The organism is Aquidulcibacter paucihalophilus (assembly GCA_030285985.1).
Lineage (GTDB): Bacteria > Pseudomonadota > Alphaproteobacteria > Caulobacterales > Caulobacteraceae > Brevundimonas.
In genome coordinates, this window is sequence record CP127384.1 from 1,394,042 (window position 1) to 1,419,955 (window position 25,914).

The following is a 25,914-nucleotide window of genomic DNA, read 5'->3' on the forward strand; positions in this document are numbered from 1 at the left end:
GATTACGGTATGACGGGCTTCCTCGGTCAGGTGCTGCTCTACAGCGTACCCTTCCTGCTGGTACTGACCTTTATCGTCACCATCCACGAGCTCGGCCATTTTCTGGTGGCCCGCGGCTTCGGCGTGAAGATTGACCGGTTCTCCATCGGCTTCGGCAAGACCATCGTCGCCCGCACCGACATACACGGCACGGAGTGGCGGCTCGCCTGGCTGCCGCTGGGCGGCTACGTCAAATTCTCGGGCGATCTGGACGCCTCCAGCGTGCCGGACCAGGCGGGGCTGGCGGAACTGAAGCAGCGGGTCATCGCCGAGAACGGTCCGGGCGCTGAGCGGGACTATTTCCATTTCAAGCCGATCTGGCAGCGCGCCCTGATCGTTGCGGCGGGGCCGGCGGCCAATTTCATGCTGGCGCTGGTGCTTTTCACCATCCTGTTCAGCGTGATCGGCGAGCGGATCGCGGCGCCGCGGGTGGCGGCCGTCGCGCCCGGCAGCCCGGCTGCCGAGGCGGGCTTCCTGCCCCGTGACAAGATCCTGGCGATCAACGACCGGGCGATCCAGGACCAGTCCGAGGTCACCCAGACGGTGATGATGAGCGCGGGCGATCCCCTGCGCTTCACGATCGATCGCGCCGGCCAGCGGGTCGAACTCGTGGCGACGCCGCGGCGGGTGATCCAGGAAGACGAGCTGTCCGGTCGGGTGCGCGTCGCCCAGGTCGGCCTCGCGCTTCTGCCCTTGCAGGAGGACTACCGGTTCCGCCGTCTGAACCCGTTCGAGGCGACCGGGAAGGGCGCGGAGATGATCGGGACGACGGTCGCGACGACCGGGACCTACATCGGCCGCATCTTCACGGGCAAGGAATCAGGCGATCTGCTGAGCGGACCGATCGGAATCGCGCGGGCCGCCGGCGGGGCCACCCGTCAGGCTGTGACTGCCGATCCGGACCCCGGTTATATCGCCGCGAACCTCGCCCTGATGTTTCTTCAGTTCGCCGCCATAGTTTCGATCGGAATTGGCATTGTAAATCTGTTGCCGATTCCGGTTCTGGATGGGGGACATCTGCTGTTCTACGCTTATGAAGCTGTGGCCCGCAGGCCAGTCCCCGCTCGCGTTCAGGAGGTCGGTTATCGTGTCGGTCTTGCTTTGCTGGTTGGATTGATGTTGTTCGCGACTTGGAACGACCTGCAGAAGCTGAGCCTGTTCAAATTCCTCGGCGGGTTCGCATGACGAGCCGACGCCAGCCCCCGATGGTTTCCCGTATGATCCGACAAGATGCGTCCGCCCTTCGTTTTGCCAGGGCCCTGAGCCCCAGCCTGCTGACCCTTGCGGTCGCTGCGGGGCTGGCCGGTCCCGCCATGGCTCAAAGCCAGGCTCCGGTGGCCCCCGTGGTCCAGCCGGTCCCGGTAGAGGTCGGCCCTCCGGCCCCCGCGCAGGCCGCGCCGGCGCAGGACCAACGGCTCACGATCAACCGCATCCTCGTGCGCGGCAACCAGCGCATCGACCAGACGACGGTCCTGTCCTATCTGCCGATCCAGCCCGGCGATGTGGTCGATCCGGCGGTTCTGGACGTCGCCGTCCGCACCCTGACCCGGACCCAGCTGTTCGCGGACGTTCAACTGGGCGTCCAGCCGAACGGCGACCTCGTGGTCGAGATCGTCGAGAACCCGATCATCAACCAGGTCGTGTTCGAGGGGAATGGCGCGGTCAGCGAGGACAAGCTGCGCGAGGAAGTCACCCTGAAGCCGCGCGGCATCTACACGCGCGCGCGCATCCAGGAAGACGTCGGCAAGATCGTCGAGCTTTACCGTCTGTCGGGCCGTATCTCCGCCACTGTGACGCCGAAGATCGTTCAGCTGGACCAGAACCGCGTCGACGTGGTGTTCGAGATCAACGAAGGTCCTGAGACCGGCGTGCGCGCCATCACCTTCCTCGGCAACAGCGCCTATTCCGACAGCGATCTGCGCGAGGTCATGGTGACGGAACAGTCGGCCTGGTACCGGCTGTTCACGACCAACGACAACTACGACCCGAACCGTCTGGATTACGACCGGGAGCAGCTGCGGAAATTCTACACCAACCGCGGCTATTACGATTTCCGGGTCCTGTCGGCGATTTCGGAGCTGGCACCGGACGACAGCTCGTTCGGCATCACCCTGACGGTGGACGAGGGCGACCGCTATAATTTCGGCACCGTCGACGTGGTCACCGAGAATGACCGGTTGAACCCCGACTTCCTCAAGCTGCTGCTGCCGATCCGCACCGGCGATCTGTACGAGAGCGACAAGATCGAGTCGGCGGTGGACGCCCTGACGTTCGCGGCGGGTTCGGCCGGCTATGCCTTCGTCGAGATCGAGCCGACCTATCGTGCCAATCCCGAGACCGACACCGTCGACGTCACCTTCAACGTCAAGGAAGGCCAGCGGGTTTACGTCGACCGGATCAACGTCATCGGCAACACCCGCACGCTGGACAACGTCATCCGCCGCGAGATGATGCTGACCGAAGGCGACGCCTTCAACCGCACCCTGCTGGAGCGGTCGCGCAACAATCTGCGGGCCCTGGGCTTCTTCAAGGATGTCACCGTCGAGGAGGCCCGCGGCACCGCGGCGGACCGTTCGGTGGTCAATGTCACCGTCACGGAACAACCGACCGGTGAGCTTTCCGTCGGTGCCGGCTTCAGCTCCGTCGACTCCTTCGTCGTCAACCTGGGCATCACCGAGCGCAACTTCCGCGGCCGGGGCCAGAACGTCGTCGCCCGCGTGGAATGGGGCTCGCTGCGTCAGCAGATCGACTTCCGCTTCACCGAGCCCAAATTCCTCGGTCGTGACCTGCGCGCCGGCTTCGACGCCTTCCACTCGCGCTACGACCTCAGCGAATATTCCTCGTACGACTACCGCTCGACCGGTGCCGGTCTGCGCCTGTCGTATCCGCTGAACGGCTACACCCTGCTGAGCACCCGCTACTTCCTGAAGAGCGACGAGATCATCGTTCCGGACGGCTATTGCAGCGGCAGCGGCCGTCAGGGCGCCAGCGCGCTTTGCGACCAGGTCGGTTCGTTCCTGAACTCTTCGGCCGGCTACACCCTGCTGGTCGACCGCCGGAACGATCCGGTCCGCCCGACCCGCGGCTGGACCGGCACCCTGCGCCAGGACTTCGCCGGTGTCGGCGGCGATGTGAACTACATCAAGACCGAGGCGGACGTGTCGGCCTATTGGGGCCTCACCCCGTCGTGGATCGTCACCGCCACGGCGTCGGTCGGCTATATCGCCGGCTGGGGCGGCGATCCGATCCGGATCAACGACCGCTTCTTCAAGGGCGGTAACAGCTTCCGCGGCTTCGAGACCGCCGGCATCGGTCCGCGCGACCTGACCCCCGGCACCAACAACGATGCCCTCGGCGGCAATTTCTACGCCATCGGTACGCTCGAGATGACCGTCCCGAACGGCCTGCCGGAGGAGTACGGCATCCGCACCTCGGTGTTCGCCGACGTTGGCACCCTGGGCGTCCTTGATGACCGCTACACGACCAACAGCAGCGGTCTGCCCAATGCCAATATCGTAGACGAACTGGCCCTCAGGGCCTCCGCCGGCGTCAGCATCCACTGGCGTTCGCCGATGGGCCCGATCCGCTTCGACCTGAGCCAGATCATCGGCCAGGAAGACTACGACAAAACAGAAACGTTCCGCTTCTCGACCTCCACACAGTTCTAGCGCGGGCGATTTTTTCCGCATCAAAGGTTCAAGATGAAACTGTTCGCAATCGGCGCATTCGCTCTCGCGTCCCTGGCTGCCGGCTCCGCCGCCGCCCAGGCCCAGTCTCCGACCAACCCCGGCCCGGTCCTGCCCGGCGTGTGTGTCTTCCACAACGATCGTCTGCTGGCGCAGTCGACGGCTGGTCAGTCCATCCAGACCGGCATGCAGCGTCTGGTGACTGAAGTTCAGGGCGAACTCGCCCCCTACGGTGCCAGCCTGCAGTCCGAGGCCCAGGCCCTGCAGCAGGGCGGCCAGGCGGCCGACCCGGACGGCTCGCGCATGCGCGCCTGGCAGGCCCGCGCCCAGGAGGCCCAGCAGCTGGAGCAGCGCCGTCAGGCGGAGCTGCAGTACACCCAGCAGATGCAGATCCGGGCGATCGCCCAGTCCGCCGACCCGATCCTGGTCGCCGTCTATCAGGAGCGTGGCTGCGGTCTGCTGCTGGACCGTTCGGCGGTCTACATTTTCAACCCGGCGATGGACGTGACCGACGTCGTCATCCAGCGCCTGAACACGGCCCTGCCGTCGGTTTCCTTCAACCGTCTCGAAGTGCCGGCCCAACTGCAGCAGTAGGCCGGCCATGCCTGATCCGCGTTTCTTCGACAGCCTGCCGGCGCTGACCGTCGCAGAGCTGGCCGGGCGGATCGGTGGCGAAGTCATGCGGGGCGGAGACCAGCAGGTCTCCGCCGTCGCGCCCCTCGGGTCTGCCGGGCCCGGCGATGTTGCTTTTATGGCAAGTCGAAAATTCGTCGCCGCGCTCGGCCAGACCGCGGCCGGCTGCGTGATCCTGCCTGCCGCCGCGGTTGAGGTGGCCCCTCCTGGCGCGGCTCTGATCGTCTCTGATGAGCCTCAGGCGGCCTGGGCGCGGGCTTCGATGTCCTTGCACCGTCCCGTCTCCATGTCTGAGGCCGACCGCACCGAGGCGGCCGAGGACGCTACGGTCGTCTTTGGGCCGGGCGTCGTCATCGGCACCGGGGCGCGCATCGGCCGGGGCACGCGCATTGGTGCCAACAGCGTCATAGGGCCCGGCGTCCAGATCGGTCGCGACTGCGTCATCGGCTACAATGTCAGCGTCGGGTTCGCCCTGATCGGCGACTGCGTGAGCCTGATGTCCGGCGTCCGGATCGGCGAGGCGGGGTTCGGCGCGGCGCAGTCAAAGGCCGGGCCGGTCGACGTGCCGCAACTGGGTCGCGTGATCCTGCAGGACGGTGTCACGGTCGGTGCCAATTCCTGCATCGACCGGGGGGCCTATGAGGACACGGTCGTCGGCGAGAACACCAAGATCGATAATCTGGTGATGATCGCCCACAACTGCGTCATCGGCCGCAACTGCCTGCTGGCCGCCCATACGGGGATCTCGGGATCCTGTATCGTGGGCGACAATGTCATCTTCGGCGGCAAGGCCGGCATCGGCGACCACCTGAAGATCGGCGAAGGGGCCCGGGTGGCGGGCGGAGCCGGGGTTCTGGCTGATATACCGCCGGGGGAGACCTGGTCGGGCTATCCCGCCAAACCGATCCGACAGTCCTTGCGCGAAGCGGTCTGGCTCGCCAAACAGGCGTCAGGAAAGGCGCGTTCCTAGCGCCGACGGCGAGGAAGGCCGCAGGATGAGTGACGACGGCAAGATCGACTACGCCGAGGTGATGCGCAGGCTGCCGCACCGCTACCCCTTCCTGCTGGTCGACAAGGCTGAGGACTTCGTCCCCAACACCTCGATCACCGGCATCAAGAACGTCACCCACAACGAGCCCTATTTTCCGGGGCATTTCCCGATTGATCCGGTCATGCCCGGCGTGATGATCATCGAGGCCATGGCCCAGACCGGGGCCCTGCTGATGTCCAAGTCGATGGATGTCCAGGTCGAGGGCAAGGTGATCATGTTCATGTCCATCGACGGCGTCCGCTTCCGCAAGCCGGCCCGGCCGGGTGATCAGCTGCACATGAAGGTCATCGTGACCAAGATCCGCGGCGACATCTTCAAATTCCGCGGCGAGACCTTCATCGACGGCAAGCTGGCGTCCGAGGCGGAGTTCGCGGCGATGATGGTCACCGTCGACAAGGCGGCCGTATCGTGAACCGCATCCATCCGACAGCCCTCGTCGACGCGGGTGCCGTTCTGGCGGACGGGGTCGAGATCGGGCCGTGGTGCGTGGTCGGGCCGGGCGTATCCCTGGCCGAGGACGTGCGCCTGGTCAGCCACGTGGTGGTGCAGCAGGACACGTCCATCGAGGCGCGCACGATCGTCCACCCCTTCTGCGTGATCGGCGGTGACCCGCAACACGGCGGGTACAAGGGCGAGCCGGTGCGCCTCGAGATCGGCAGCGACAACGTGATTCGCGAGCACTGCACCTTCAACCGCGGCACGCCGGGCGACCGCAAGCTGACGACGGTGGGCTCGAACGGTCTGTTCATGACGGGTGCCCATGTCGGCCATGACGTGATCGTGGGAGACCGGGTGACGATGGCCAACCACGCCACCCTCGGGGGCCATTCCCGCGTGGGCGACCGGGTCTTCCTGGGCGGGCTCTGCGCCGTGCACCAGTTTGGTCGCGTGGGGCAGGGCGCGATCGTCGGCGGGTTGGCGGCGGTGACGCGCGACGTCATTCCCTATGGTTCGGCCTGGGGCAATCACGCGCAGCTTCACGGGCTCAATCTGATCGGACTGAAGCGCAAGGGCTACGACAAGACGGCGATCCGTCGCCTGCTGGCGGCCTATCGTGAGCTCTTCGAGGGTGTCGGCACCTTCGCCGACCGGCTCGATGCGGTTGAAACGGCCTATGCCGACCTGCCCGAGATCATGGAGATCACGGCCTTCATCCGCGAAGACGGCAAGCGGCCTCTCTGTCTGCCGGGCGCGTGAGAAGGTTGGCGGAATGAGCAAGCTGGGCCTGATCGCCGGCGGCGGTGCCCTGCCGGTATCGGTGGCGGCGCGGTGCGAGGCGGAAGGGCGGCCGGTGTTTCTGGTGCGGCTGGCCGGGTTCGCCGACGCCCACCTGGCCCGCTATCCGGGCATTGAGGCCGGGATCGCCGAGTTCGGCAAAATCCTGTCTGCCCTGAAGAAGGCGGGCTGCACCGGAGTCTGTTTCGCCGGCACGGTCAGCCGCCCGGACTTCAAGACATTGAAGCCCGATCTGAAGGGGGCGGCCCTGCTGCCCGGCATCATCGCGGCGGCGACCAGGGGCGACGACGCCCTGTTGCGCAAGATTCTCTCGGTGTTCGAGGGCGAGGGCTACGTCATCGAGGGGGCCGACGACATTCTCGGTGGAGAGACACTGCCGGGCGGCGCTCTCGGGACCGTCCAGCCGACCGAGGCGCAGTTGTCGGACCTGCGGAAGGCGCTGCACGTGGCGGAAAAGGCCGGTGAACTGGATATCGGCCAGGGGGCGGTCGTTTGCGACGGCCTGGTGCTGGCGGTCGAGGCCCAGGAGGGCACGGACGCCATGCTGGCACGGGTCGCGGGCCTGCCGGGCGACCTGCGGGGATCGGCGGCGGACCGAAAGGGCGCGTTGGGCAAGGCACCCAAGCCGATCCAGGACCTGCGGGTGGACATGCCCGTGATGGGGGCGCGGACCATCGAGATGGCCGCCGCCGCCGGCCTGGCCGGGGTCGGGGGCGTCGCCGGCAAGCTGATCCTGATCGACAGGGCCGGGCTGATCGAGGCGGCCGACCGGGCAGGCCTGTTCGTCTGGGGCGAGCCGGACGGAAGCGCAGGATGAGCCGTCCCCTGAAGATCATGCTGGTCGCTGCCGAGGCCTCGGGCGATGCACTGGGTGCCGGCCTGGCCGGGGCGCTGAAGACCCGATTGGGGGCGGACGTGACCTTCGTCGGCGTCGGCGGGCCCCGCATGGCGGAGCAGGGGGTTCGGAGCCCGTTCGACATCGCCGAGCTCTCCATCCACGGCTGGCTGGAAGGCATGAAGGCCTACGGGATCGTCAAGCGGCGCGTCGCCGACACGGTGGCGCTGGGCGTGGCGGAAAAGCCGGATGCCGTGGTCCTGATCGACAGCTGGGGCTTCACCATCCGTGTGGCCAAGGCCCTGCGGGCGGTGCTGCCGGGCGTGCCCCTGATCAAATATGTCGGGCCGCAGGTCTGGGCCTCGCGGCCGGGACGGGCGAAGACCCTGGCGGCGGCCGTGGATCACCTGCTGGCTCTCTACGCCTTTGACGCGCCCTGGTTCGAGCGCGAGGGCCTGCCGACGACGGTCGTGGGCTCACAGGCGCTGCATGTGGACATGAGCGGCGCTGATCCGGCCGCCTTCCGCTCGGAGCAGGGCATTGCGGCCGCCGCGCCCTTGCTCGTCGTCCTGCCGGGCAGCCGCCCGTCCGAAATCCGTCTGATGACCCCCGTCTATGAGGCGGCCATCGCCCGGCTGAAGGCCGCCGATCCCGCACTGGAAGTGGCCGTGGTCGCTGCCGGCACGGTCGCCGCCGACGTGACGGCCCGGGTCGCAACCTGGCCTTTCCGCGCCCATGTGGTCGGCGAGAACCGGAAATATGCGGCCATGCGCGCGGCCACGGTCGCCCTCGCCACCAGCGGCACGGTCTCGACCGAACTGGCGCTGGCCGGCGCGCCGACGGTCATCGCCTACCGCTTCCAGCCGCTCAGCTATGCGATCATGAAGCCGTTCTTCACGGGGAAATACGCCACCCTGTTCAACCACGCCGCGGACGAGGAGATCGCCCGCGAACTGATCCAGAACGGTGCCACGCCGGAGAAGGTGGCGGCCGAGGTCGCGCGGCTGCTGGGCGACCCGGAGGCGCGGCGGACCCAGGCCGAACGCCAGACGGCGGCGCTGGATCGGATGGGCCGCGAGGGGCGTGATCCCTCCGAGATCGCGTCAGAGGCCGTTCTCCGGGTGATCGCCTTGAAGGCCGGCGGCGCCTGACGCCCCGCGCGTTCGGGCGTTGAAGGACGGAAGGGCGGTTCAGGAACGCATGGCGAAACGTCCCACGACGGCGAAGAAGTCCGTATCCGCCGCCAACCTGGCTGCGCTCGGGGCGGACCGGCTCGCCGATCTGCTGATGGAGGCGGGTGCCGCCGACCCGGGCCTGAAGCGCCGCCTGCGCATGGAACTCGCCGCCGAGGTCGGAGCGGCCGATCTGGCGCTGGAGATCGACAAGCGTCTGTTGGCCGTCGGCGGCAGTCGGGCCCGGGTGTCCTGGCGCAAACGGCCGGCGCTGCTGAGCGAGCTCCGCTCGCTGCTGCGGATGATCGCCGACCGACTGGCCTCTCTGGATGCCCGCCTGGCGCTTGACCGTCTGGTGGCGTGGTTCGACCTGTATCCCGGCCTCGTCGCCCGGGTCAGCGACGCCAAGGGCGAATTGCCGCTGTTGTTTGACGCAGCGACGGCCGAGCTCGCCCGGGCGGCATCCCTCGCCGGGCCGGATGTCGCCGGACCGGTGCTGGGCGAGGCGCTCGGGACGCGTCTCGATCCCTGGGCCTCCTGGATCGGGCGGGGCGCTCCGGGTCTTGATCCCGTCCTCGCCCGCCGCTTGCTGTCCGGCCTGACCCATGGACCCCGGCCGACCGGACGCCTCGCCCTGGTGGTTCGCAAACTCGCGGACCGAGCCGGCGATCTCGACGCCTGGGTCTGGTCGATCACGGATGTGGACGCCCGCAAGCCCGAGATCGGTGCCGCAATCGCCCATCGCCTGGCGCTCGCCGGTCGCGCAGAGGACGCCCGGGCGGCGCTGGAGGGCGCGCGGATGGAGCCTGTTCCGGCCTCCCGCTGGAGCCGGACCGGCGCGGCCGAGGCACCGTCGGACGCCTGGACGGCCGCCGAGATCGTTGTCCTCGAGGCCGAAGGCAGGCGGGCGGAGGCGGTCGAGGCCCGCTGGCACCGGTTCGAGCGCGCTCTTTCGGCCGAGGATCTGCGCGCCCTCCTCGCCGGGCTGGCGGATTTCGAGGACGTCGTGGCGCTGGATCGCGCGTTCGAAATCGCTTCCGCACACCCCGACCCCGTGCGCGGCCTCGCCTTTCTCATGGACTGGCCCGCCCTGCGCGAGGCCTCGGGCCTGATCCTGTCGCGGTCCGGAGAGATCCGGGGCGGTCACGAGGCCATTCCCCTGTGGGCCTCGCGCCTGTCGGGCCGCTATCCCGCCGCGGCCGCTCTTCTGCTCAGGGCCCGGGCGCGGTCCCTGGTCACGCTCGGATCGGACGGTGCCGAAGAGGTCCAGGGCTTGATCGCCGAGGCAGAAGCCCTCGTGGCCATGGCCGGGGATGATGCGTCTATCCCGGACCATGCCGCCTTCCTGGCCGAGATCGAGGGGCTGGCGGCCCCCCGCCGCCGGCGGTGGTAGGCCGAAACGAAACGACCCCGAAGCCTGGGCTCCGGGGTCGCGAGTCGTTCCAGTACCCTGTCGGGCGGCCCTAGCCGCGCGACTGGATCGGTACGTAGTCCCGCTCGGTCGGGCCGGTGTAGAGCTGGCGCGGGCGGCCGATCTTCTGGGTCGGGTCGCCGATCATTTCCTGCCACTGGGCGATCCAGCCGACGGTGCGGGCCAGCGAGAACAGCACGGTGAACATCGAGGTCGGGAAGCCCATCGCCGACAGGGTGATGCCCGAATAGAAGTCGACGTTCGGGAACAGCTTGCGCTCGATGAAATATTCGTCCGACAGCGCGATCCGCTCCAGTTCCTTGGCGACCTGGAACAGCGGGTCGTTGGGATCGCCGACGGCGGCCAGCACCTCGTCGGCGCTCTCCTTCATCACCTTGGCGCGCGGGTCGTAGTTTTTGTACACGCGGTGGCCGAAGCCCATCAGCTTGTATTTCTTGGCCTTCACGCCCTCAATGAACTCCGGGATCTTGTCCGGGGTGCCGATCTCCTTGAGCATGTTGAGCGCCTCTTCATTGGCACCCCCATGGCTCGGGCCCCACAGGCAGGCGATGCCGGCGGCGATACAGGCGAACGGGTTGGCACCCGACGAGCCGGCGAGGCGGACGGTCGAGGTCGAGGCGTTCTGCTCGTGGTCGGCGTGCAGGATGAAGATGCGGTCCATGGCACGGGCCAGCACGGGATTGACGACATAGTCCTCGGCCGGGACGGCGAAGCACATGCGCAGGAAATTCTCGGCGTAGCTCAGGTCGTTGCGCGGCGAAACGAAGGGCTGGCCCACGTGATATTTGAAGGCGCGCGCCGCGATCGTCGGCATCTTGGCGACCAGCCGGATGGCCGAGATGTTGCGCTGGACCGGATCATGGATGTCCAGGCTGTCGTGATAGAAGGCCGACAGCGCCCCGACCGTGCCGACCATGATGGCCATCGGGTGGGCGTCGCGGCGGAAGCCCTCGAAGAAGCGGTCGAACTGGGCGTGCAGCATGGTGTGGGTGGTGATGCTGCGTTCGAAGGCCTCGTATTCCGAGGCCGTGGGCAGCTCGCCGTGCAGGAGCAGGTGGCAGACCTCGATGAAGTTGGACTGCGAGGCCAGCTGGTCGATCGGATAGCCGCGGTGCAGCAGGGTGCCGACGTCGCCGTCGATGAAGGTCAGACCGCTCTCGCAGGCCGCCGTCGAGGTGAAGCCGGGGTCGTAGGTGAAGGCGTCGGTCGCGCCGTACAGCTTGCGGATGTCGATGACATCGGGGCCGGTCGAGCCCGAAAGCACGGGCAGGTCTACGGACTTGTCGCCGTAGGTCAGGGTCGCCGTCCCGGCGGTTTTGGCTTGTTCGGTCATATCAGCCCCTTGCTTCAGTCGGCGGCCTGACGCGGGGAGGCGACGGCGGCGCGATGTCTGTTACCTCAGATAGTCTGTTGCAGCGCATCATCCAAGCGCCCGAGGCTTTCTTCGCGCCCCAGGGCCGCCAGCGTCTTCGCAATATCGGGTGAAACGCCGTCTCCAGTGAGGGCGGCGCGTACGGCGGGGCCGATCTTGCCGAATCCGACGGCTTCTTCCTCGGCAAAAACCTTGAGTTCGGCCTCGAGGGCGAAGACATCCCAGCTGGCGAACAGTTTGAGGCGGTCGCGCAGGCGGCCGATCCGCTCGCCTGATTCGCCGGTCAGCATCGGCTGGGCCTTCTCGTAGATCGACAGGGGTCGGACCTTGAGAGCGAAGCCGGTCTGGTCGGCCAGTTCCAGCACGGTCTTCGCGCGATCCTTGATGAAGGGCATGGCGCGCAGCAACCGGGCTTCGTCGTCTGGCCCGAGGGCGTGGCCGCGGGCGAGGTGGACGTCCAGCGTCATCTTGGCCAGCCGGTCGTCGTCGGCAAGGCGGATCCAGTGCGCGTTGACGTGGGCCAGCTTGTCGAAGTCCAGCCGGGCCGGGGCCTTGCCCACGCCGGTCAGGTCGAACCAGGCCTGCGCCTGGGCGTCGTTGAACAGTTCGTCGTCGCCATGGGCCCAGCCCAGCCGGGCCAGGTAGTTGCGCATGGCTTCGGGCAGATAGCCCATCTCGGCATACTCATGGACGGCCTGCGCCCCGTGCCGTTTGGACAGTTTGGCCCCGTCGGGGCCGTGGATCAGCGGGATGTGGGCGAAGACCGGGCGGGTCCAGCCCAGCGCGTCATAGATCAGGCTCTGGCGGGCGGCGTTGTTCAGGTGGTCGTCGCCCCGGATGACGTGGGTGACGCCCATGTCGTGGTCGTCGACCACCACGGCGAGATTGTAGGTCGGCGCGCCGTCGCTGCGCAGCAGGACGAGGTCATCGAGGTCGTCATTGGCCCAGCTGACGGTCCCTTGGACCGCATCCTCGACCGTGACCTTGCCGGGCAGGGGGCGGCGGAAGCGGACGACGTGGGGCTGGCCCAGGTCGTCGACGGTGGGTTCGCGGTCTCGCCACGGCGACTCAAAGGTCCGGCGCTCGGCCTTGGCCAGGTCGCGCAGGCGGCCGGTCTCCTCGGCCGAGGTGAAGTCACGATAGGCGCCGCCGCGCTCCAGCAGTTCATTGACCACCTCGCGATGGCGGTCGGCGCGGCTGTACTGGAACACCGGCTCCTCGTCAGCGAACAGCTCCAGCCAGCTCAGCCCGTCGAAAATGGCCTTTACGGCGGCGTCCGTGGACCGTTCCCGATCGGTGTCCTCGACCCGGACAAGAAACTTCCCGTTGTGTCGCCTAGCATACAAATAGTTGAAAAGCGCCGTCCGGGCGCCTCCTATGTGCAGGGAACCCGTCGGCGAGGGGGCGAAGCGCGTGACGACAGCGGAGTCGGATGGGGAGGTCATGGCGGGCGTTATAGCGCCGGCGCCGGTGAATCCCACCCTCGCCGCGCGGAGCCGGGAATTCCTGCGCGCGCAGATCGCTGACCAGACCTTGCGCTGGCGGCTGTGGGCGCCGGTGGCGTTCGGCGGCGGATGCGCGGTCTATTTCGCCCTGAAGACCGAACCGCCGGCCTGGCCGCTGATCCTCTGTGCCGGGCTGGCAGCCGGCCTGTGGCTCGCCGCGCGCCGGAGGGCCCTGGCGCGGGTCTGGACGCTGGGTCTGATGCTCCTCGCCTGCTTCGCCCTCGGGGTCGCGGTGGCCAAGCTGCGGACCAATGCCGTGGCAGCACCGATCGCACTGGCCATGACCCGGCCGACCGTGGTCGAGGGCTGGGTCATCGATGTCGACAGTCCGGGGGCCGCGGGACCGCGGGTGGTGATCGCGCCGGTCCGCGTCGAGGGTCTGGGTCCGGACGAGACGCCGGTCCGACTGCGCGCCACCGTGCGCGGCGCGGCGCCCGAGCCGGGAGAGGCTGTGCGGCTGTTTGCCCTGATCAACCCGCCGCCGGCACCCGCGAGTCCCGGTGCCTATGACTTCGGCCGCAACGCGTATTTCCAGAGCATGGGCGGGGTGGCCTTCTCGCTGGGCGAGACGCGGCCGGCCTATCTGTCGCCGCCGCCGTGGAAGGTACGGGCGGCGATGGCGGTCAACGGCCTGCGCTATGACTTGGCCAGGCGGATCGTCGCGCGGCTCGGGGAGCGGACGGGCGGGGTGGCGGCGGCCATGACCACGGGCCACGAGGCCTGGCTGAACCCGGCCGAGGTCGATGTGATGCGGGATTCCGGCCTGGCCCACATCCTGTCGATCTCGGGCCTGCATATGGCGGTGGTCGGCGGCTTCAGCTTCTTTCTGGTGCGGCTGCTGATCTCGGCCTGGCCGTGGCTGGCGCTGCGGGTCTCCGGCAAGAAGGTCGCGGCCTGGGCGGGGTTGGTGGCGGTCGGGACCTATCTGGTCATCTCCGGCTCGCCCGCCCCGGCCGAGCGAGCCGCGATCACGGCCTCGATCGCCTTCCTGGCCATCCTGCTGGATCGGGAGGCGATCACCATGCATGCGCTGGCGGTCGCGGCCTTTGTGGTCCTGCTGCTGCAGCCCGAAGCCATCGTCACTCCCGGCTTCCAGATGTCATTCGCGGCGACGGCGGCGCTGGTGGCCCTGGTCGAGGCCTGGCCGGTGCGGCCGCGCGAGATATCCGCGCCGTGGCCGATCCTGCTGGTTCAGCGGGTCGGCGCCTGGCTGGGGATCGCCATCATGGCCAGTCTGGTGGCGGGGGCGGCGACGGGGCCATTCGCCCTGCAGCATTTCAACCGGACGGCCATGTACGGACTGGGTGCCAATCTGGCGACGGCGCCGTTGTCGGACTTCGTGATCATGCCGGCGCTTGCGCTGGGTGCCCTGCTGGAGCCGACAGGTCTGGGCGCGCCCTTCCTGTGGCTGGCGGGGCAGGGGATCGGGGTGATGCTGGCGATCGGCGAGTGGACAGCGGGTCTGCCCGGCGCGGTCCGCACGGTGGCCAGCGCACCGGACTTCGTCCTGCCGATCGCCTTCCTCGGCGTGTTGGTCTGCTGCCTGTGGCGGGGACCGCTGCGCTGGCTGGGCCTGCCGTTTGCGGCGGCGGTGATGCTGTGGCCGAGGGACCCCACGCCGGACCTGTGGATCGGCGACGGCGGGACGAATGCCGCCTTTGTCGAGGATGGTCAGGCCGTGGTGGTGCGGTCGGGCGTGCGGCAGTTCGCGGTCGATGTCTGGACCCGGCGGCGGGGGGTGGAGCCGGCGGAACGGCCGGCAGAGGGCTGGGTTTGCACGCGGTTCTCCTGCGCGCCGATGGAGCCGGGCGCGGGGCCACTGGCGATGTGGTGGGGGCGACGGGCGCCCTCGCCGGAAGAAGTCGATGCCCTGTGCCGGTCTGCGCCCGTGGTCAGCGTCAGGGCGACCTTGGCAACCTTGCCGGCCTCATGCGCGGGGCGGCTGGTGCTGGATGGCGACGACTACGCGCGCGGCGGGGCGGTGGAGTTGTGGCGGGACGGGCCGGCCTCAGCCAACCGCTGGCGCGCCGTCTGGGCGGCCACGGTCCGTGGCGACCGGCCCTGGAGCGCGCCCGGCGAGCCTGAGGTCAGTGATAGCGGCGGATGAGACCGACCAGCTTGCCCTGGACCTCGACCTGGTCGGGGCCGAAGATGCGGGTCTCATAGTTGCGGTTGGCCGGCTCGAGCGCGATCGAGGCACCCTTCTTGCGCAGGCGTTTGAGGGTGGCTTCCTCGCCCTCGACGAGGGCGACGACGATCTCGCCCGAGGTGGCGGTGTCGGTCGATTTGATGATCACCAGATCGCCGTTGAGGATGCCGGCCTCGATCATGGAGTCGCCCTCGATCTCGAGCAGATAGTGCTCGCCGGCACCGAGCATGGCCTCGGGCACCGGGTAACGGGCCGTTTCGTGCTCGATGGCGGCGATGGGGGTGCCGGCGGCGATCTTGCCCATCAGGGACAGTTCGCGCGTGTCATTGGCCGGTTCGGCAGCCATGGGGCGACCGCCGCCCTCGATCACCGAAGGGGCGAAGCCCGCCCGGCCGCGCGGCGCGCCCGCCGTGGCTTGGTCCGGCATCTTGGTCACTTCCAGAGCCCGGGCCCGGTGCGCCAGACGGCGGATGAAGCCGCGTTCCTCCAGCGCCGTGATCAGCCGGTGAATGCCCGATTTGGAGGCCAGATCGAGCGCCTCCTTCATCTCGTCGAACGAGGGGGAGACGCCGGTCTCCTTGATCCGTTCGTGGATGAACATCAGCAGTTCGTGCTGTTTGCGCGTGAGCATGGCGACCTCGAAGACGAATCCCGTTGGAAGAACGCTAGCGGAACAAACCGCAAACGTCCACACCGTGTTCCTGTGCTGTTCCGGTTAAGGTCCGGTTACCGTCGGCTGGCCGCTGTTGCCCGTGCGACGGATCGGCGCGATGCTGAGCACTGGGATGGAGGGCGGCTTGCAAGCGATACTGGACAAGGCTGGACACTTATCAGGCAGGTTCGCCCGTGAGATGGTCGCCTTTCGAGGACGCGCGCGGATCGTCGATCTGGTTTACTTCGGCCTGCTCATCAGCCTCATCGAGTTTCTGCTGAAGCTTCCCCTGCAGGGGCTGCCGTGGGACTCGAGCTGGTTTGCCAATGCCGCCGTCGACATCGTCCTGTTCGTGCCTTGTCTGGCGCTTTTCTGTCGGCGTCTTCACGACCAGGGGCTATCGGGTTGGTGGGCCGTCGCGCTGCTCCCGAGCCTGCCCGTAAACCTGTATCAGTCCTATCGGGCGGTCTTTGCGGTAGTGCACCACGCATGGCTCTTCGAGCCTGATCCGCTGGACAGATGGACGCCGCTGTTGATCCCGCTCGGACTTGTCGTCGTCGTTTTGGCTCTGCGTCCCGGAAAGCGTGGCGCGAACAGATACGGTCCAGATCCGCGGGAAACGTCCGTGTTGAGGACCTAGCTGATCAAGGCCCGTGTCGCCGCCTCGACATCCGCCTGACGCATCAGGCTCTCCCCGACCAGAACGGCCTGCGCATGGGCGTCCGACACCCGCTGCACGTCGTCGGGCGTGAAGATGCCGCTCTCGGCCACCAGCAGGGCGCGGACGGGGCTGAGGATGGCGAGGCGTTCGGTGACGGCCAGATCGACCTCAAACGTCCGCAGCGAGCGGTTGTTGATGCCGACCAGATCGCCGCCCAGCGCGCAGGCGCGGGCCATCTCGGCCTCGTCGTGGGTCTCGATGAGGGCGTCCATGCCGAACCGCTCCGCCTCGGCCAGCAACTCCGCGGCGAGGGCGTCGTCGATCATGGCGAGGATGATCAGGATGCAGTCGGCGCCCAGCGCCCGGCTCTCGGCCACCTGCCAGGGATCGACGAGGAAGTCCTTGCGCAGGCAGGGCAGGGCGACGGCGTCGCGGGCGGCGGCGAGGAAGGCGTCATCGCCCTGGAAGCTGGGGCCGTCGGTCAGGACCGACAGGCAGCTTGCGCCGCCGCGCTCATAGGCCCGGGCCAGCGCCGTCGGGTCGAAATCTGCGCGGATCAGGCCCTTGGACGGGCTGGCCTTCTTGATCTCGGCGATCAGGGCCGGGCGGCCGGTGTTTTCGACGTGGCGTTCGAGGGCGGCGCGGAAGCCGCGCGGGGGCGATGCGGCGCGCGCGAGGGATTCGATCGCGTCCTGCGACGTCGCGGCCTTGCGGGCGGCCACGTCGATAAGCTTGTAGGCGGCGATGCCGGCGAGAACGTCGCTCACGCCGGCTCTTCCTCGATAACGGCGTTGGTGGCCTCGACCAGATCCGCGAGGGCCTTCGCCGCCCGTCCGTCGTCGATGACGGCGGCGGCCATGACGGCACCCTCGGCCAGATCGGCGGCACGGTCCGCGACGACGAGGGCGGCGGCGGCGTTGAGCAGGACGATGTCGCGATAGGCACCCTTCGCCCCGTCCAGCAGGGCGCGGAGGGCGGCGGCGTTTTCTTCCGCATCGCCGCCGCGCAGGGCGTCGAGCGAGGCGCGGGGCAGGCCGGCGTCCTCGGGCGTGACGGTGAAGCGGCGGACGGTGCCGTCCTTCCATTCCGCCACCTCGGTCTCGCCTGTAGTGGTCAGTTCGTCGAGGCCCTGTCCGTGGACGGTCCAGGCGCGGGTCGCGCCGAGCCGGCCCAGAACCTCGGCCAGCGGCTCGAGCAGGCGGGGGTCATAGACGCCCATGACCTGACGCTTCGCGCCGGCCGGATTGGACAGCGGGCCCAGCAGGTTGAAGACGGTGCGGAAGCCGATCTCGGCCCGCACCGGCCCGACGTGGCGCATGGCGCCGTGGTAGGCGGGGGCGAACAGGAAGGCGATGCCGGCCTCGTCCAGCGAGCGGCGCTGCTGGGCCGGGCCGGCCTGCAGATTGACGCCCAGCACCGAGAGCACGTCCGAGGAACCGGATTTCGAGCTCATGGCCCGGTTGCCGTGTTTGGCGACCTTCAGCCCCGCACCGGCCAGAACGAGGGCGGCGGCGGTGGAAATGTTGAAGGTGTGCTGGCCGTCGCCGCCGGTGCCGCAGGTGTCGATGGCGTCATAGGGATGGTCGAGCGTGCGGGCGGCCTCGCGCATGGCGGTGGCGAAGGCGGCGATCTCCTCGACCGTCTCGCCGCGGATGCGCAGGGCGGTGACGGCGGCGGCGACCTGGGCCGGGGTCGGCTCGCCGCGCAGGCAGGCGGCGAAGAAGGCGTGGGCCTCGTCCGCCGACAGGATGCGGCCGTCGACGAGTTTGGCCAGCAGGGGTTTGAAACCTTCAGCCATCTCAGACCATCGCCGTGCGTTTGACGTTGGCCAGATCGAGGAAGTTGGCGAGCAGGTCGTGGCCGTGTTCGGTGGCGATGGATTCGGGGTGGAACTGGACGCCGTGGATCGGGCGGGTGCGATGGGCCAGGCCCATGATCTCGCCGTCGGCGGTCCAGGCGGTGACATCGAGCACGTCGGGCAGGGTTTCGCGGCGCACGGCCAGCGAGTGATAGCGGGTGGCGGTGAAGGGCGAGGGCAGGCCCTTGAAGACGCTGCGGCCCTCATGCTCGATCGGCGAGGTCTTGCCGTGCATCAGGGCCTTGGCGCGGATCACCTCGCCGCCGAAGGCCTGGCCCATGGCCTGATGGCCGAGGCACACGCCGAAGATCGGCATGTCCAGCGGGGCGGTGTCGAGGATGGCGAGGCAGATCCCGGCTTCGTTGGGCGTGCAGGGACCCGGCGACAGCAGCACCGCCTCGGGCTTCAGGGCCCAGGCCTCGGCGGCGGTCAGGTCGTCATTGCGCACGACACGCGTCTCCGCGCCCAGCTCCGCGAGGTAGTGGACGAGGTTCCAGGTGAAGCTGTCGTAGTTGTCGACGACGAGGATCATCCTCGGCTTCTAGGGTGTGTGCAGGGCCGCGCCAAGCGGCTGTGACGGTAAGTCTTCGTTAACCGAACCCGACCGAACTGGGGTCTTCAACCGGAGGGGCTCCATGGCACACGCAGGCATCACCAAGGCGCGCACCCTGCTGGCGCCGGCGCAGCCGTCCCGGTCCAATCCCTATGCGACGCTCGGCGCGGCGGCCCTGGCCGCGATGGCGGCGGTCCTGATGGCCGGAGTGATGGTGATCGGGCCGGGCGTGCGGTTCGACGAGCCCGCGATTTCAGCCCAGCCCTAGCGTCCGCCTTCAGCGGTTTCCGAAGGGATAGCGCCAGGCGTCTTCGGCGGCGCGCATGGGGGCGCGGGCCTTGGCGAGGGTTTCGGCATATTCAGCGGCCGGATCGCTGTCAGCCACGACGCCGGCGCCGGCCTGGACGTGGATCTTGCCGTCGGCGAACAGGGCGGTCCTGAGCACGATACAGATGTCGGTCTCGCCGCCCGCCGAGATGTAGCCGACGCCGCCGCCGTAGCCGACGCCGCGCTTCTCGCCTTCCAGCTCGTCGATGATCTCCATGGCCCGCACCTTGGGCGCGCCGGACAGGGTCCCGGCGGGCAGGGCGGCCAGCAGGGTGTCGACGGCGTCGAGGTCCGGATGGGCGTCGCCCTGGACCTCCGAGACGATGTGCATGACCGAGCTGTAGCGTTCGACGCGGAAGCTTTCGATCACCTCGACCGTGCCCGGAGCCGCGACGCGTCCGACGTCATTGCGGCCCAGGTCCAGCAGCATCAGATGCTCGGCCCGCTCCTTGGGGTCGGCCAGCAGTTCGATCTCGAGCGCCCGGTCGGCCTCCGGCGTCTCGCCGCGCGGGCGGGTGCCGGCCAGCGGGCGGATGGTGACGCGGCCATCCTTGAGCCGGACGAGGATTTCCGGACTGGATCCGGCCAGCTGGAAGTCGCCGAAGTCGAGGTAGAACAGATAGGGCGAGGGGTTCCGCCGCCGCAGGGAGCGGTAGAAGGCAAACGGATCACCGGCCCAGGGCGCGGCGAAGCGGTGGCTGAGCACCACCTGGAAGATGTCGCCGGCGGCGATGTAGTCCTTGGCCCGGGCTACCATCGCGGCGAAGTCGGCATCCTCGACCGGCGAGCGGAAGGGCGCGATGTCGGTCTCGACCGGCGCGGGCAGGGCGGGCAGTGGCGTCCTGAGGTCAGCCTCGAACCGGTCGAGCCGCGTCACAGCCGCATCGAAGGCCGTTCGGGCCTCCAGTCCACTGTCGGGATAGGCGGCGGAGACCAGCACGATCTCGTGGCTGACGGAATCGAAGATGGCCACAAGGGCGGGCCGGGTCAGGACCGCGTCGGGCAGGTTCAGCGGATCGGGATTGGGTGCACCCAGCGGCTCGAGCAGCCGGACCATGTCATAGCCGAACACGCCGAAGAGGCCGGCGGCCATGGGGGGCAGGCCGGAGGGCAGATCGAAACGCGACGCCGTCATCAGGGCGCGGAGGGACGTCAGGGCGTCCGCCGCTTCAGGCTTGAAGCGATCGTCGGCAATGTCCGCGCCGCGGGCCAGTTCGGCCGCGCCGCCGCGGCAGCGCCAGACGACGTCCGGCTCGCGGGTAATGATCGAATAGCGGCCGTTGACGGCACCGCCCTCGACCGATTCCAGCAGGAAGGCATGGGTGCGGCCATGTCCGACCTTCAGAAAGGCCGAGACCGGTGTTTCGAGGTCGTCCACCAGCCGTCGGATGACGACCTGCGGCCGGCCTTTCGACCAGCCGCGTTCGAAATCGGCGAAGCCGCCTTCGCCGCTGGCCGTCATTGCGCGGGCGGAGCGCCGGGCGTTGCGGGAGCGGCGGGAGCCTCGGCCGGCAGGCCCAGGGACGTGCGCGCCAGCGACTCGTCGAACTCGGCCTTGCTGCGGGCGGCGGCGGCGGCGATGGCCACCTCGCCCACGGCGTTGACGTGGTCACCGCCCATGCGCTGCCGGAACTGTTCGGCCATCGGAGCGGCCAGGGCCGGAACCGCCGCCGTGATGCGGTCCGTGCGGCCGATGACGAAGGTGTCGACCGTATTCTGCTGCGAGAAGGGCTGGCCGCGGCCGCTGCTGAACACGCCGGCGATGACGCCCTGACCGTTCTGCTCGGCGGACTGACGGTTCAGTCCGGTTCCGGTCTGGAGCTTGGCACCGACCGAGGCGGCGACAGCAGCCAGATCCTCGCCGCCGCGCACGCGGGCCGCCAGGGCGCTGGCCCGGGCGCTGAGCAGGCGGGCGTTTTCGCGCAGCACCCACTGCTGGGCCAGCGGTTCGCGGATGCCGGCCAACGGGGGCAGGGCGGCGGGCAGGATGTCGTCAAGGCGAACCACGAAATACTGGCCCTGGCCCATGTCGACGACTTCGCTCTCGGCACCCTTGCCGAGGCTCCACATCGTCTGGATCAGCTGGGGCGGCAGGGCGGGGTTGATGTCCTGGCCGTTACGGAGCTTGCCGTCCTGACGGATCGGCGGAATCCGGATCACCCGGGCACCGACCTCGCGGACGGCTACGTCCAGCGTCTTGCCGTCCTGGCGGGCCTTCTCATAGGCCTCGACGCGGCGATAGACGGAGGCGCGGGCGTCTTCGGCGCGCAATTCGGCGATCACCTGCTCGCGAACGTCGGCCAGGGTCGCGGAGCGGCCCGGCTGGATGCTCGTCACCTTGGCGACGACGAAGCCCACACCGGCCTGGACCGGGGCGGACACCTGATTGGCGGCCAGGCCGAAGACAGCGGCGGCGACAGCCGGGTCGCCAAGGGCGCTGCGGGGCGTGTCGTTGTATTCGGCGGGCTGGATGCTGTTGGCGCGAGCCACGTCAGCGGGCGACTGGCCGGCGCGCAGGGCGGCGGCGATACGGTCGGCCGCGGCGCGGTTCGGGGCCGTCAGGGTGACGAAGCTGCGCTTCTCGGGGAGCGAGAGGGCGTCGCGGCGGAAGTTGAACCGCTCCTCGATGCGGGCCTCGGTCGGAGCCGCCGCCGGGGCTGCGCCGTCGTCGAACAGCACCACCGAAGCGGTGCGGGATTCCGGCATGCGCAGCTGCTCGGCATTCTGGTTCATCAGGGCGGTCAGCTGGGCGTCGGTCGGAGTGCCGGCCGTGCCGGCCATGGCCTGGGTCACGGTGAACCAGCGCGCGTCGCGGGTCTCCAGCGCCTGGCTGGCGAGGATGGCACCATAGATGCGCGGCAACCGCATGCCGGCACCGAGGGCGGCACCGTAGTGCTGGGTCGAATACTGGTCGCGCAACTGGGCTTCGAACATTTCCGGCGTGGCGTTATTCTCGGCGAGGGCGTTGCGGTACTGCTCCTCGCTGAACTGACCCGTGACACTGTCGAAGAAATTCGGGGCCTGGCGGATCTGGCGCAGGACCAGCTCCTTGCCGGGGCGAATGCCAGCCTTCCAGGCCCAGTTCACGAAGCCGAGCTGCTCGGACTTCTGTTCCAGATACTGGCGCAGGCCGCCTTCACCGATCAGTTCCTCGAACGTCAGGGGACGTCCCGACTGTTGCCGGGCCTGTTCGAGGATACGGTCCAGCTCGCCGCGGAACTCGGCCTGGCCCATGCTGCGGTCGCCTGCGGAGACCACATGTTTGGGACCCAGGTTCGCCAGCACATCCATCTGGGAACCGCCGGTGACCAGCAGGCCGATGGCCAGCAGGACCAGCAGGCCGATGGCCCATTTCGATTTGGCGAAGGTGCGGAAGGCGGTGAGCATGGTCGGTCCTGGCGGATCAGCGGCAAGGGTGCTGCTTGGCCTATAGGGTGTCAGCGCCCCGCACGGCAAGACGAAGGCATACTTGTTGGGCCGCGGCCATCAGCCCTTCGGGGCGTCCCGATCCGATGCAACCTGGAATTCGACACCTCCCCGGGCTCCCGGCCGTCCCGGACGGCTTGGCTTGTCGGAGAGCGCCGCATAGAAAGTGCGGATGATACAGACCGCAAAACTGATCGCCGGAAACTGGAAGATGAACGGCCTGGGCGCGAGCCTGGGCGAGGTTGAGGCGCTGCGCGTCGGCCTGGCGGAGGCGGCACCCGCCTGTCGCGTCGCCCTGTGCCCGCCCGCAACGCTGATCGAGCGGATGGCGCAGGCGGCCGGTGGCGGTATCGAAATCGGCGGCCAGGACTGCCGGGCCGAGACCCACGGAGCCTTCACCGGCGATGTATCGGCGGCCATGCTGAAGGATGCGGGCGCGACGCTGGTGATCCTTGGCCATTCCGAACGCCGTCAGGGCCACGGCGAGACGGACGCCCTGGTGGCGGCCAAGGCCGAGGCAGCGCTTGCCGCGGGCCTGTCGCCGATCATCTGCGTGGGCGAGACCCTGGAGCAGCGCGAGGCCGGCCGGGCCGTCGAGGTGGTGCGCGGGCAGGTCATGGCCTCATTGCCGTTGACCCTGGCGGGTACCGACTTCGCGGTGGCCTATGAGCCGGTCTGGGCCATCGGTACGGGCCTGACGCCCACGCTGGAGCAGATCGAGGAAGTCCACCGCGCCGTTCGCGCAGCGATGATCGAACGTCTGGGCCTGGGTGTCGCCGCGACGCCGATCCTGTATGGCGGCTCGGTCAAGCCGGACAATGCCCGCGAAATCCTCGCCGTCGCCGAAGTCGGCGGCGCCCTTGTGGGTGGGGCGTCATTGAAGGCGGCGGATTTTCTGGGCATTATCCGGGGTGCCTGATCCCGGCGTTTGCTCCCGTCCCGCATCAATGTTAGACGCCGCCGCTTGATCGGCGCCGCCTCGCGCCACACATATCGGCTGCCATGCTCCAGACCATTCTCCTCGTCGCCATGATCCTCATTTCGGTCGCGCTCGCCGGCGTGATCCTGATTCAGCGTTCGGAGGGCGGCGCTCTCGGTATGGGCGGAGGCCCTTCGGGCTTCATGACCGCGCGCGGCGCGGGCAACCTGCTGACCAAGACGACCTGGGTGCTGGCCACGCTGTTCTTCCTGTGCGCCATCGGCCTGACCATTCTGGGCAATGTCGAGCGTTCCAACCGCTCGATCGTCGACGCCGACGCCGTTGGCGAGTTGATGGCTCCGGCCACGACGGACGCGGCACCGGCCGTTGACCCGGCGGCTCCGGCCCAGCCGGCTGCGCCGTCGCTGCAGAACCTGGAATCCAGCCTGTCGGGTGTTTCGGCCGCTCCGGCGCCGGCGCAACCGGCTCCCGCGAACTAGGGATGGGCGGGGACCTTATCCCCGCCTTCCTCTCCCGCCCTCAAAGTCTCCGCATCAAGCCGCTCGAATCAGCGGTAGAGTGATCTCCCATGGCCCGTTACGTGTTCATCACCGGCGGCGTGGTTTCCTCATTGGGAAAAGGCCTCGCATCCGCCGCTCTCGGCGCGCTTCTGCAAGCGCGCGGCTACAAGGTTCGCCTTCGTAAGCTCGACCCCTATCTGAATGTCGATCCGGGCACGATGAGCCCGTATCAGCACGGCGAGGTCTTCGTGACCGACGACGGGGCAGAGACCGATCTCGACCTCGGTCACTACGAGCGTTTCACCGGCGTCTCGGCGGCGAAGTCCGACAACATCACCACGGGACGGATCTATTCGACCATCCTCGAGAAGGAGCGGCGCGGCGACTATCTGGGCGCGACGGTGCAGGTCATTCCGCACGTCACCGACCAGATCAAATCCTTCTGCCTGACGCCCGCCGTGACGGACGAGGGCGAGGATGTCGACTTCGTGCTGGTCGAGATCGGCGGCACGGTGGGCGACATCGAGGGGCTGCCGTTCTTCGAGGCGATCCGCCAGCTGGGCCAGGACCTTCCGCGCGGGCAGTCCTGCTTCGTGCACCTGACGCTGCTGCCGTTCATCAAGACCGCCGGCGAGATGAAGACCAAGCCGACGCAGCACTCCGTCAAAGAGCTGCGCTCCATCGGCATCCAGCCCGATATCCTGCTGTGCCGCTGCGAATTCCCGATCCCGCCCGAGGAAAAACGCAAGATCGGCCTGTTCTGCAATGTCCGCGCAAGCGGCGTCATCCAGGCCATGGATTCCAGCGACATCTATGCGGTGCCGCTGGACTATCACCGGGAAGGTCTGGACGCCGAGGTGCTGGCCCATTTCGGCATCACGGACGCGCCCGCGCCGGACCTGACCATGTGGCAGGAGATCGCCCGGCGTCGCCTGCACCCGGACGGCGAGGTCACCGTGGCCGTGGTTGGCAAGTACACGGTCCTCAAGGACGCCTACAAATCCCTGATTGAGGCCCTCCATCACGGCGGGGTGGCCAACAACGTCAAGGTCAACATCGACTGGGTCGAGGCCGAGACCTTTGAGGGCGATCGCGAGGCCTGCGACGCGCGGCTGCAGGCGGCCCACGCCATCCTGGTGCCCGGCGGCTTCGGCGAGCGCGGCTCCGAAGGCAAGATCGAGGCGGCCCGCTTCGCCCGCGAGCGCAAGATTCCCTATTTCGGCATCTGTTTCGGCATGCAGATGGCGGTGATCGAGGCGGCGCGGAACCTGGCGGGATATCCCAGGGCGTCGTCCACGGAGTTCGGCCCCACGACCGAGCCCGTCGTCGGCCTGATGACGGAATGGACCCAGGGCAACCAGCGCGTCCTGCGCCAGCAGGGCGGCGACATGGGCGGCACCATGCGGCTGGGGGCCTATGACTCGACGCTGAAGGCTGGATCGAAGATCGCGGCCATGTACGGCACGACCACGATCAGCGAGCGGCACCGGCACCGCTACGAGGTCAACATCAACTACCGCGATGCCATCGAGCAGAAGGGTGGGCTGATCTTCGCCGGCCTGTCGCCGGACGGCGTTCTGCCCGAGACGGTCGAGCGGGAGGACCATCCGTGGTTCGTCGGCGTGCAGTACCACCCCGAACTCAAGAGCCGGCCATTCGCGCCGCATCCGCTATTCGCGGGCTTCATCGAAGCAGCGCTGGTGCAGAGCCGGCTGGTCTGACGCCGGCAAGTGTCAGACCGCCAGCGCCCCCGGGCCTGACGGTCAGTCGTCCTTGTCCCTGCCGGCCGTGTCGTCCCCTGTAGAGGGCGGGGCTAGCCCTTCGAACGGTCTGCGGTGCCGGCAACGGACGCAGACCTGCGTTCCGGGCTGACTCCGGCTGTCGATG

23 protein-coding genes are annotated in these 25,914 nt (G+C 68.5%); 15 read left to right on the forward strand and 8 right to left on the reverse strand.

Features of this window, described 5'->3' with window-relative positions; all coding sequences use genetic code 11:
- Positions 1-9 precede the first annotated feature (9 nt).
- From KB221_06880 to KB221_06920, 9 genes are read left to right on the forward strand one after another with little or no spacing between them, the layout of a single operon-like run.
- A complete protein-coding gene (locus KB221_06880) occupies positions 10-1,224 on the forward strand; it encodes a M50 family metallopeptidase (protein ID WIY70736.1) in 1,215 nt (404 codons plus the stop codon).
- 32 nt (positions 1,225-1,256) lie between these two features.
- Positions 1,257-3,707 (forward strand): outer membrane protein assembly factor BamA, encoded by a 2,451-nt coding sequence (gene bamA, locus KB221_06885; protein ID WIY70737.1) that lies wholly within the window; start codon positions 1,257-1,259, stop codon positions 3,705-3,707.
- A 33-nt stretch (positions 3,708-3,740) separates the two neighbouring features.
- A complete protein-coding gene (locus KB221_06890; GenBank protein WIY70738.1) occupies positions 3,741-4,319 on the forward strand; it encodes an OmpH family outer membrane protein in 579 nt (192 codons plus the stop codon).
- Between the two features lie 7 nt (positions 4,320-4,326).
- Positions 4,327-5,328 carry a UDP-3-O-(3-hydroxymyristoyl)glucosamine N-acyltransferase gene (lpxD, locus tag KB221_06895; GenBank protein ID WIY70739.1) on the forward strand — a complete coding sequence of 334 codons (1,002 nt, stop codon included), beginning with the start codon at positions 4,327-4,329 and terminating at the stop codon, positions 5,326-5,328.
- A 25-nt stretch (positions 5,329-5,353) separates the two neighbouring features.
- Positions 5,354-5,821 carry a 3-hydroxyacyl-ACP dehydratase FabZ gene (gene fabZ, locus KB221_06900; protein ID WIY70740.1) on the forward strand — a complete coding sequence of 156 codons (468 nt, stop codon included), beginning with the start codon at positions 5,354-5,356 and terminating at the stop codon, positions 5,819-5,821.
- Positions 5,818-6,606, forward strand: coding sequence for an acyl-ACP--UDP-N-acetylglucosamine O-acyltransferase (lpxA, locus tag KB221_06905; GenBank protein WIY70741.1), 789 nt, complete (start codon positions 5,818-5,820; stop codon positions 6,604-6,606). The genes fabZ and lpxA overlap by 4 nt, the downstream gene beginning before the upstream one ends.
- Positions 6,607-6,619: 13 nt before the next feature.
- A complete protein-coding gene (gene lpxI, locus KB221_06910) occupies positions 6,620-7,462 on the forward strand; it encodes a UDP-2,3-diacylglucosamine diphosphatase LpxI (GenBank protein WIY70742.1) in 843 nt (280 codons plus the stop codon).
- Complete coding sequence (lpxB, locus tag KB221_06915; GenBank protein ID WIY70743.1) at positions 7,459-8,631, forward strand: lipid-A-disaccharide synthase; 1,173 nt, start codon at positions 7,459-7,461, stop codon at positions 8,629-8,631. The genes lpxI and lpxB overlap by 4 nt, the downstream gene beginning before the upstream one ends.
- Positions 8,632-8,680: 49 nt before the next feature.
- Positions 8,681-10,045 carry a hypothetical protein gene (locus KB221_06920; GenBank protein WIY70744.1) on the forward strand — a complete coding sequence of 455 codons (1,365 nt, stop codon included), beginning with the start codon at positions 8,681-8,683 and terminating at the stop codon, positions 10,043-10,045.
- A gap of 70 nt (positions 10,046-10,115) precedes the next feature.
- Here KB221_06920 and gltA read toward each other — a convergent pair whose 3' ends face one another.
- Positions 10,116-11,417 (reverse strand): citrate synthase, encoded by a 1,302-nt coding sequence (gltA, locus tag KB221_06925; GenBank protein ID WIY70745.1) that lies wholly within the window; start codon positions 11,415-11,417, stop codon positions 10,116-10,118.
- A gap of 65 nt (positions 11,418-11,482) precedes the next feature.
- Positions 11,483-12,901: a glutamate--tRNA ligase gene (gene gltX / locus KB221_06930; protein ID WIY70746.1), complete on the reverse strand. Its 1,419-nt coding sequence runs from the start codon at positions 12,899-12,901 to the stop codon at positions 11,483-11,485.
- Here gltX and KB221_06935 point away from each other — a divergent pair.
- Positions 12,900-15,068 (forward strand): ComEC/Rec2 family competence protein, encoded by a 2,169-nt coding sequence (locus KB221_06935; GenBank protein WIY70747.1) that lies wholly within the window; start codon positions 12,900-12,902, stop codon positions 15,066-15,068. The genes gltX and KB221_06935 overlap by 2 nt on opposite strands.
- Here the strand turns inward: KB221_06935 and lexA are convergent.
- A complete protein-coding gene (lexA, locus tag KB221_06940; protein WIY70748.1) occupies positions 15,049-15,741 on the reverse strand; it encodes a transcriptional repressor LexA in 693 nt (230 codons plus the stop codon). The two genes, KB221_06935 and lexA, sit on opposite strands and share 20 nt — an antisense overlap.
- A 166-nt stretch (positions 15,742-15,907) precedes the next feature.
- Here lexA and KB221_06945 point away from each other — a divergent pair, with 166 nt between their 5' ends.
- The gene (locus KB221_06945; protein ID WIY70749.1) at positions 15,908-16,402 is read left to right on the forward strand and encodes a DUF805 domain-containing protein; all 495 of its coding nucleotides are present in this window, start codon (positions 15,908-15,910) and stop codon (positions 16,400-16,402) included.
- Here the strand turns inward: KB221_06945 and trpC are convergent.
- The 3 genes from trpC to KB221_06960 are packed head-to-tail and all read right to left on the reverse strand — an operon-like array spanning position 16,399 to position 18,813.
- Positions 16,399-17,190, reverse strand: a complete 792-nt coding sequence (trpC, locus tag KB221_06950; GenBank protein ID WIY70750.1) for an indole-3-glycerol phosphate synthase TrpC — start codon at positions 17,188-17,190, stop codon at positions 16,399-16,401. The two genes, KB221_06945 and trpC, sit on opposite strands and share 4 nt — an antisense overlap.
- The gene (gene trpD, locus KB221_06955; protein WIY70751.1) at positions 17,187-18,221 is read right to left on the reverse strand and encodes an anthranilate phosphoribosyltransferase; all 1,035 of its coding nucleotides are present in this window, start codon (positions 18,219-18,221) and stop codon (positions 17,187-17,189) included. Before trpD ends, trpC begins: the two co-directional genes overlap by 4 nt.
- A gap of 1 nt (position 18,222) precedes the next feature.
- Positions 18,223-18,813: an aminodeoxychorismate/anthranilate synthase component II gene (locus KB221_06960; protein WIY70752.1), complete on the reverse strand. Its 591-nt coding sequence runs from the start codon at positions 18,811-18,813 to the stop codon at positions 18,223-18,225.
- Between the two features lie 103 nt (positions 18,814-18,916).
- Here KB221_06960 and KB221_06965 point away from each other — a divergent pair, with 103 nt between their 5' ends.
- Complete coding sequence (locus KB221_06965; protein WIY70753.1) at positions 18,917-19,102, forward strand: peptidoglycan-binding protein; 186 nt, start codon at positions 18,917-18,919, stop codon at positions 19,100-19,102.
- Between the two features lie 9 nt (positions 19,103-19,111).
- Here KB221_06965 and trpE read toward each other — a convergent pair whose 3' ends face one another.
- Together trpE and KB221_06975 are read right to left on the reverse strand one after the other, a co-directional pair.
- Positions 19,112-20,623: an anthranilate synthase component I gene (gene trpE, locus KB221_06970; protein WIY70754.1), complete on the reverse strand. Its 1,512-nt coding sequence runs from the start codon at positions 20,621-20,623 to the stop codon at positions 19,112-19,114.
- Entirely contained in the window at positions 20,620-22,548 is a 1,929-nt protein-coding gene (locus tag KB221_06975; GenBank protein WIY70755.1) for a peptidylprolyl isomerase, read from the reverse strand. Before KB221_06975 ends, trpE begins: the two co-directional genes overlap by 4 nt.
- A 211-nt stretch (positions 22,549-22,759) precedes the next feature.
- On the opposite strand from KB221_06975, the gene tpiA reads away from it, so the two are divergent.
- From tpiA to KB221_06990, 3 genes are all read left to right on the forward strand, one after another.
- Complete coding sequence (tpiA, locus tag KB221_06980; GenBank protein ID WIY70756.1) at positions 22,760-23,506, forward strand: triose-phosphate isomerase; 747 nt, start codon at positions 22,760-22,762, stop codon at positions 23,504-23,506.
- Positions 23,507-23,589: 83 nt separating this feature from the next.
- Positions 23,590-24,006 carry a preprotein translocase subunit SecG gene (secG, locus tag KB221_06985; protein WIY70757.1) on the forward strand — a complete coding sequence of 139 codons (417 nt, stop codon included), beginning with the start codon at positions 23,590-23,592 and terminating at the stop codon, positions 24,004-24,006.
- A gap of 89 nt (positions 24,007-24,095) precedes the next feature.
- Entirely contained in the window at positions 24,096-25,748 is a 1,653-nt protein-coding gene (locus KB221_06990; GenBank protein ID WIY70758.1) for a CTP synthase, read from the forward strand.
- Positions 25,749-25,914 lie beyond the last annotated feature (166 nt).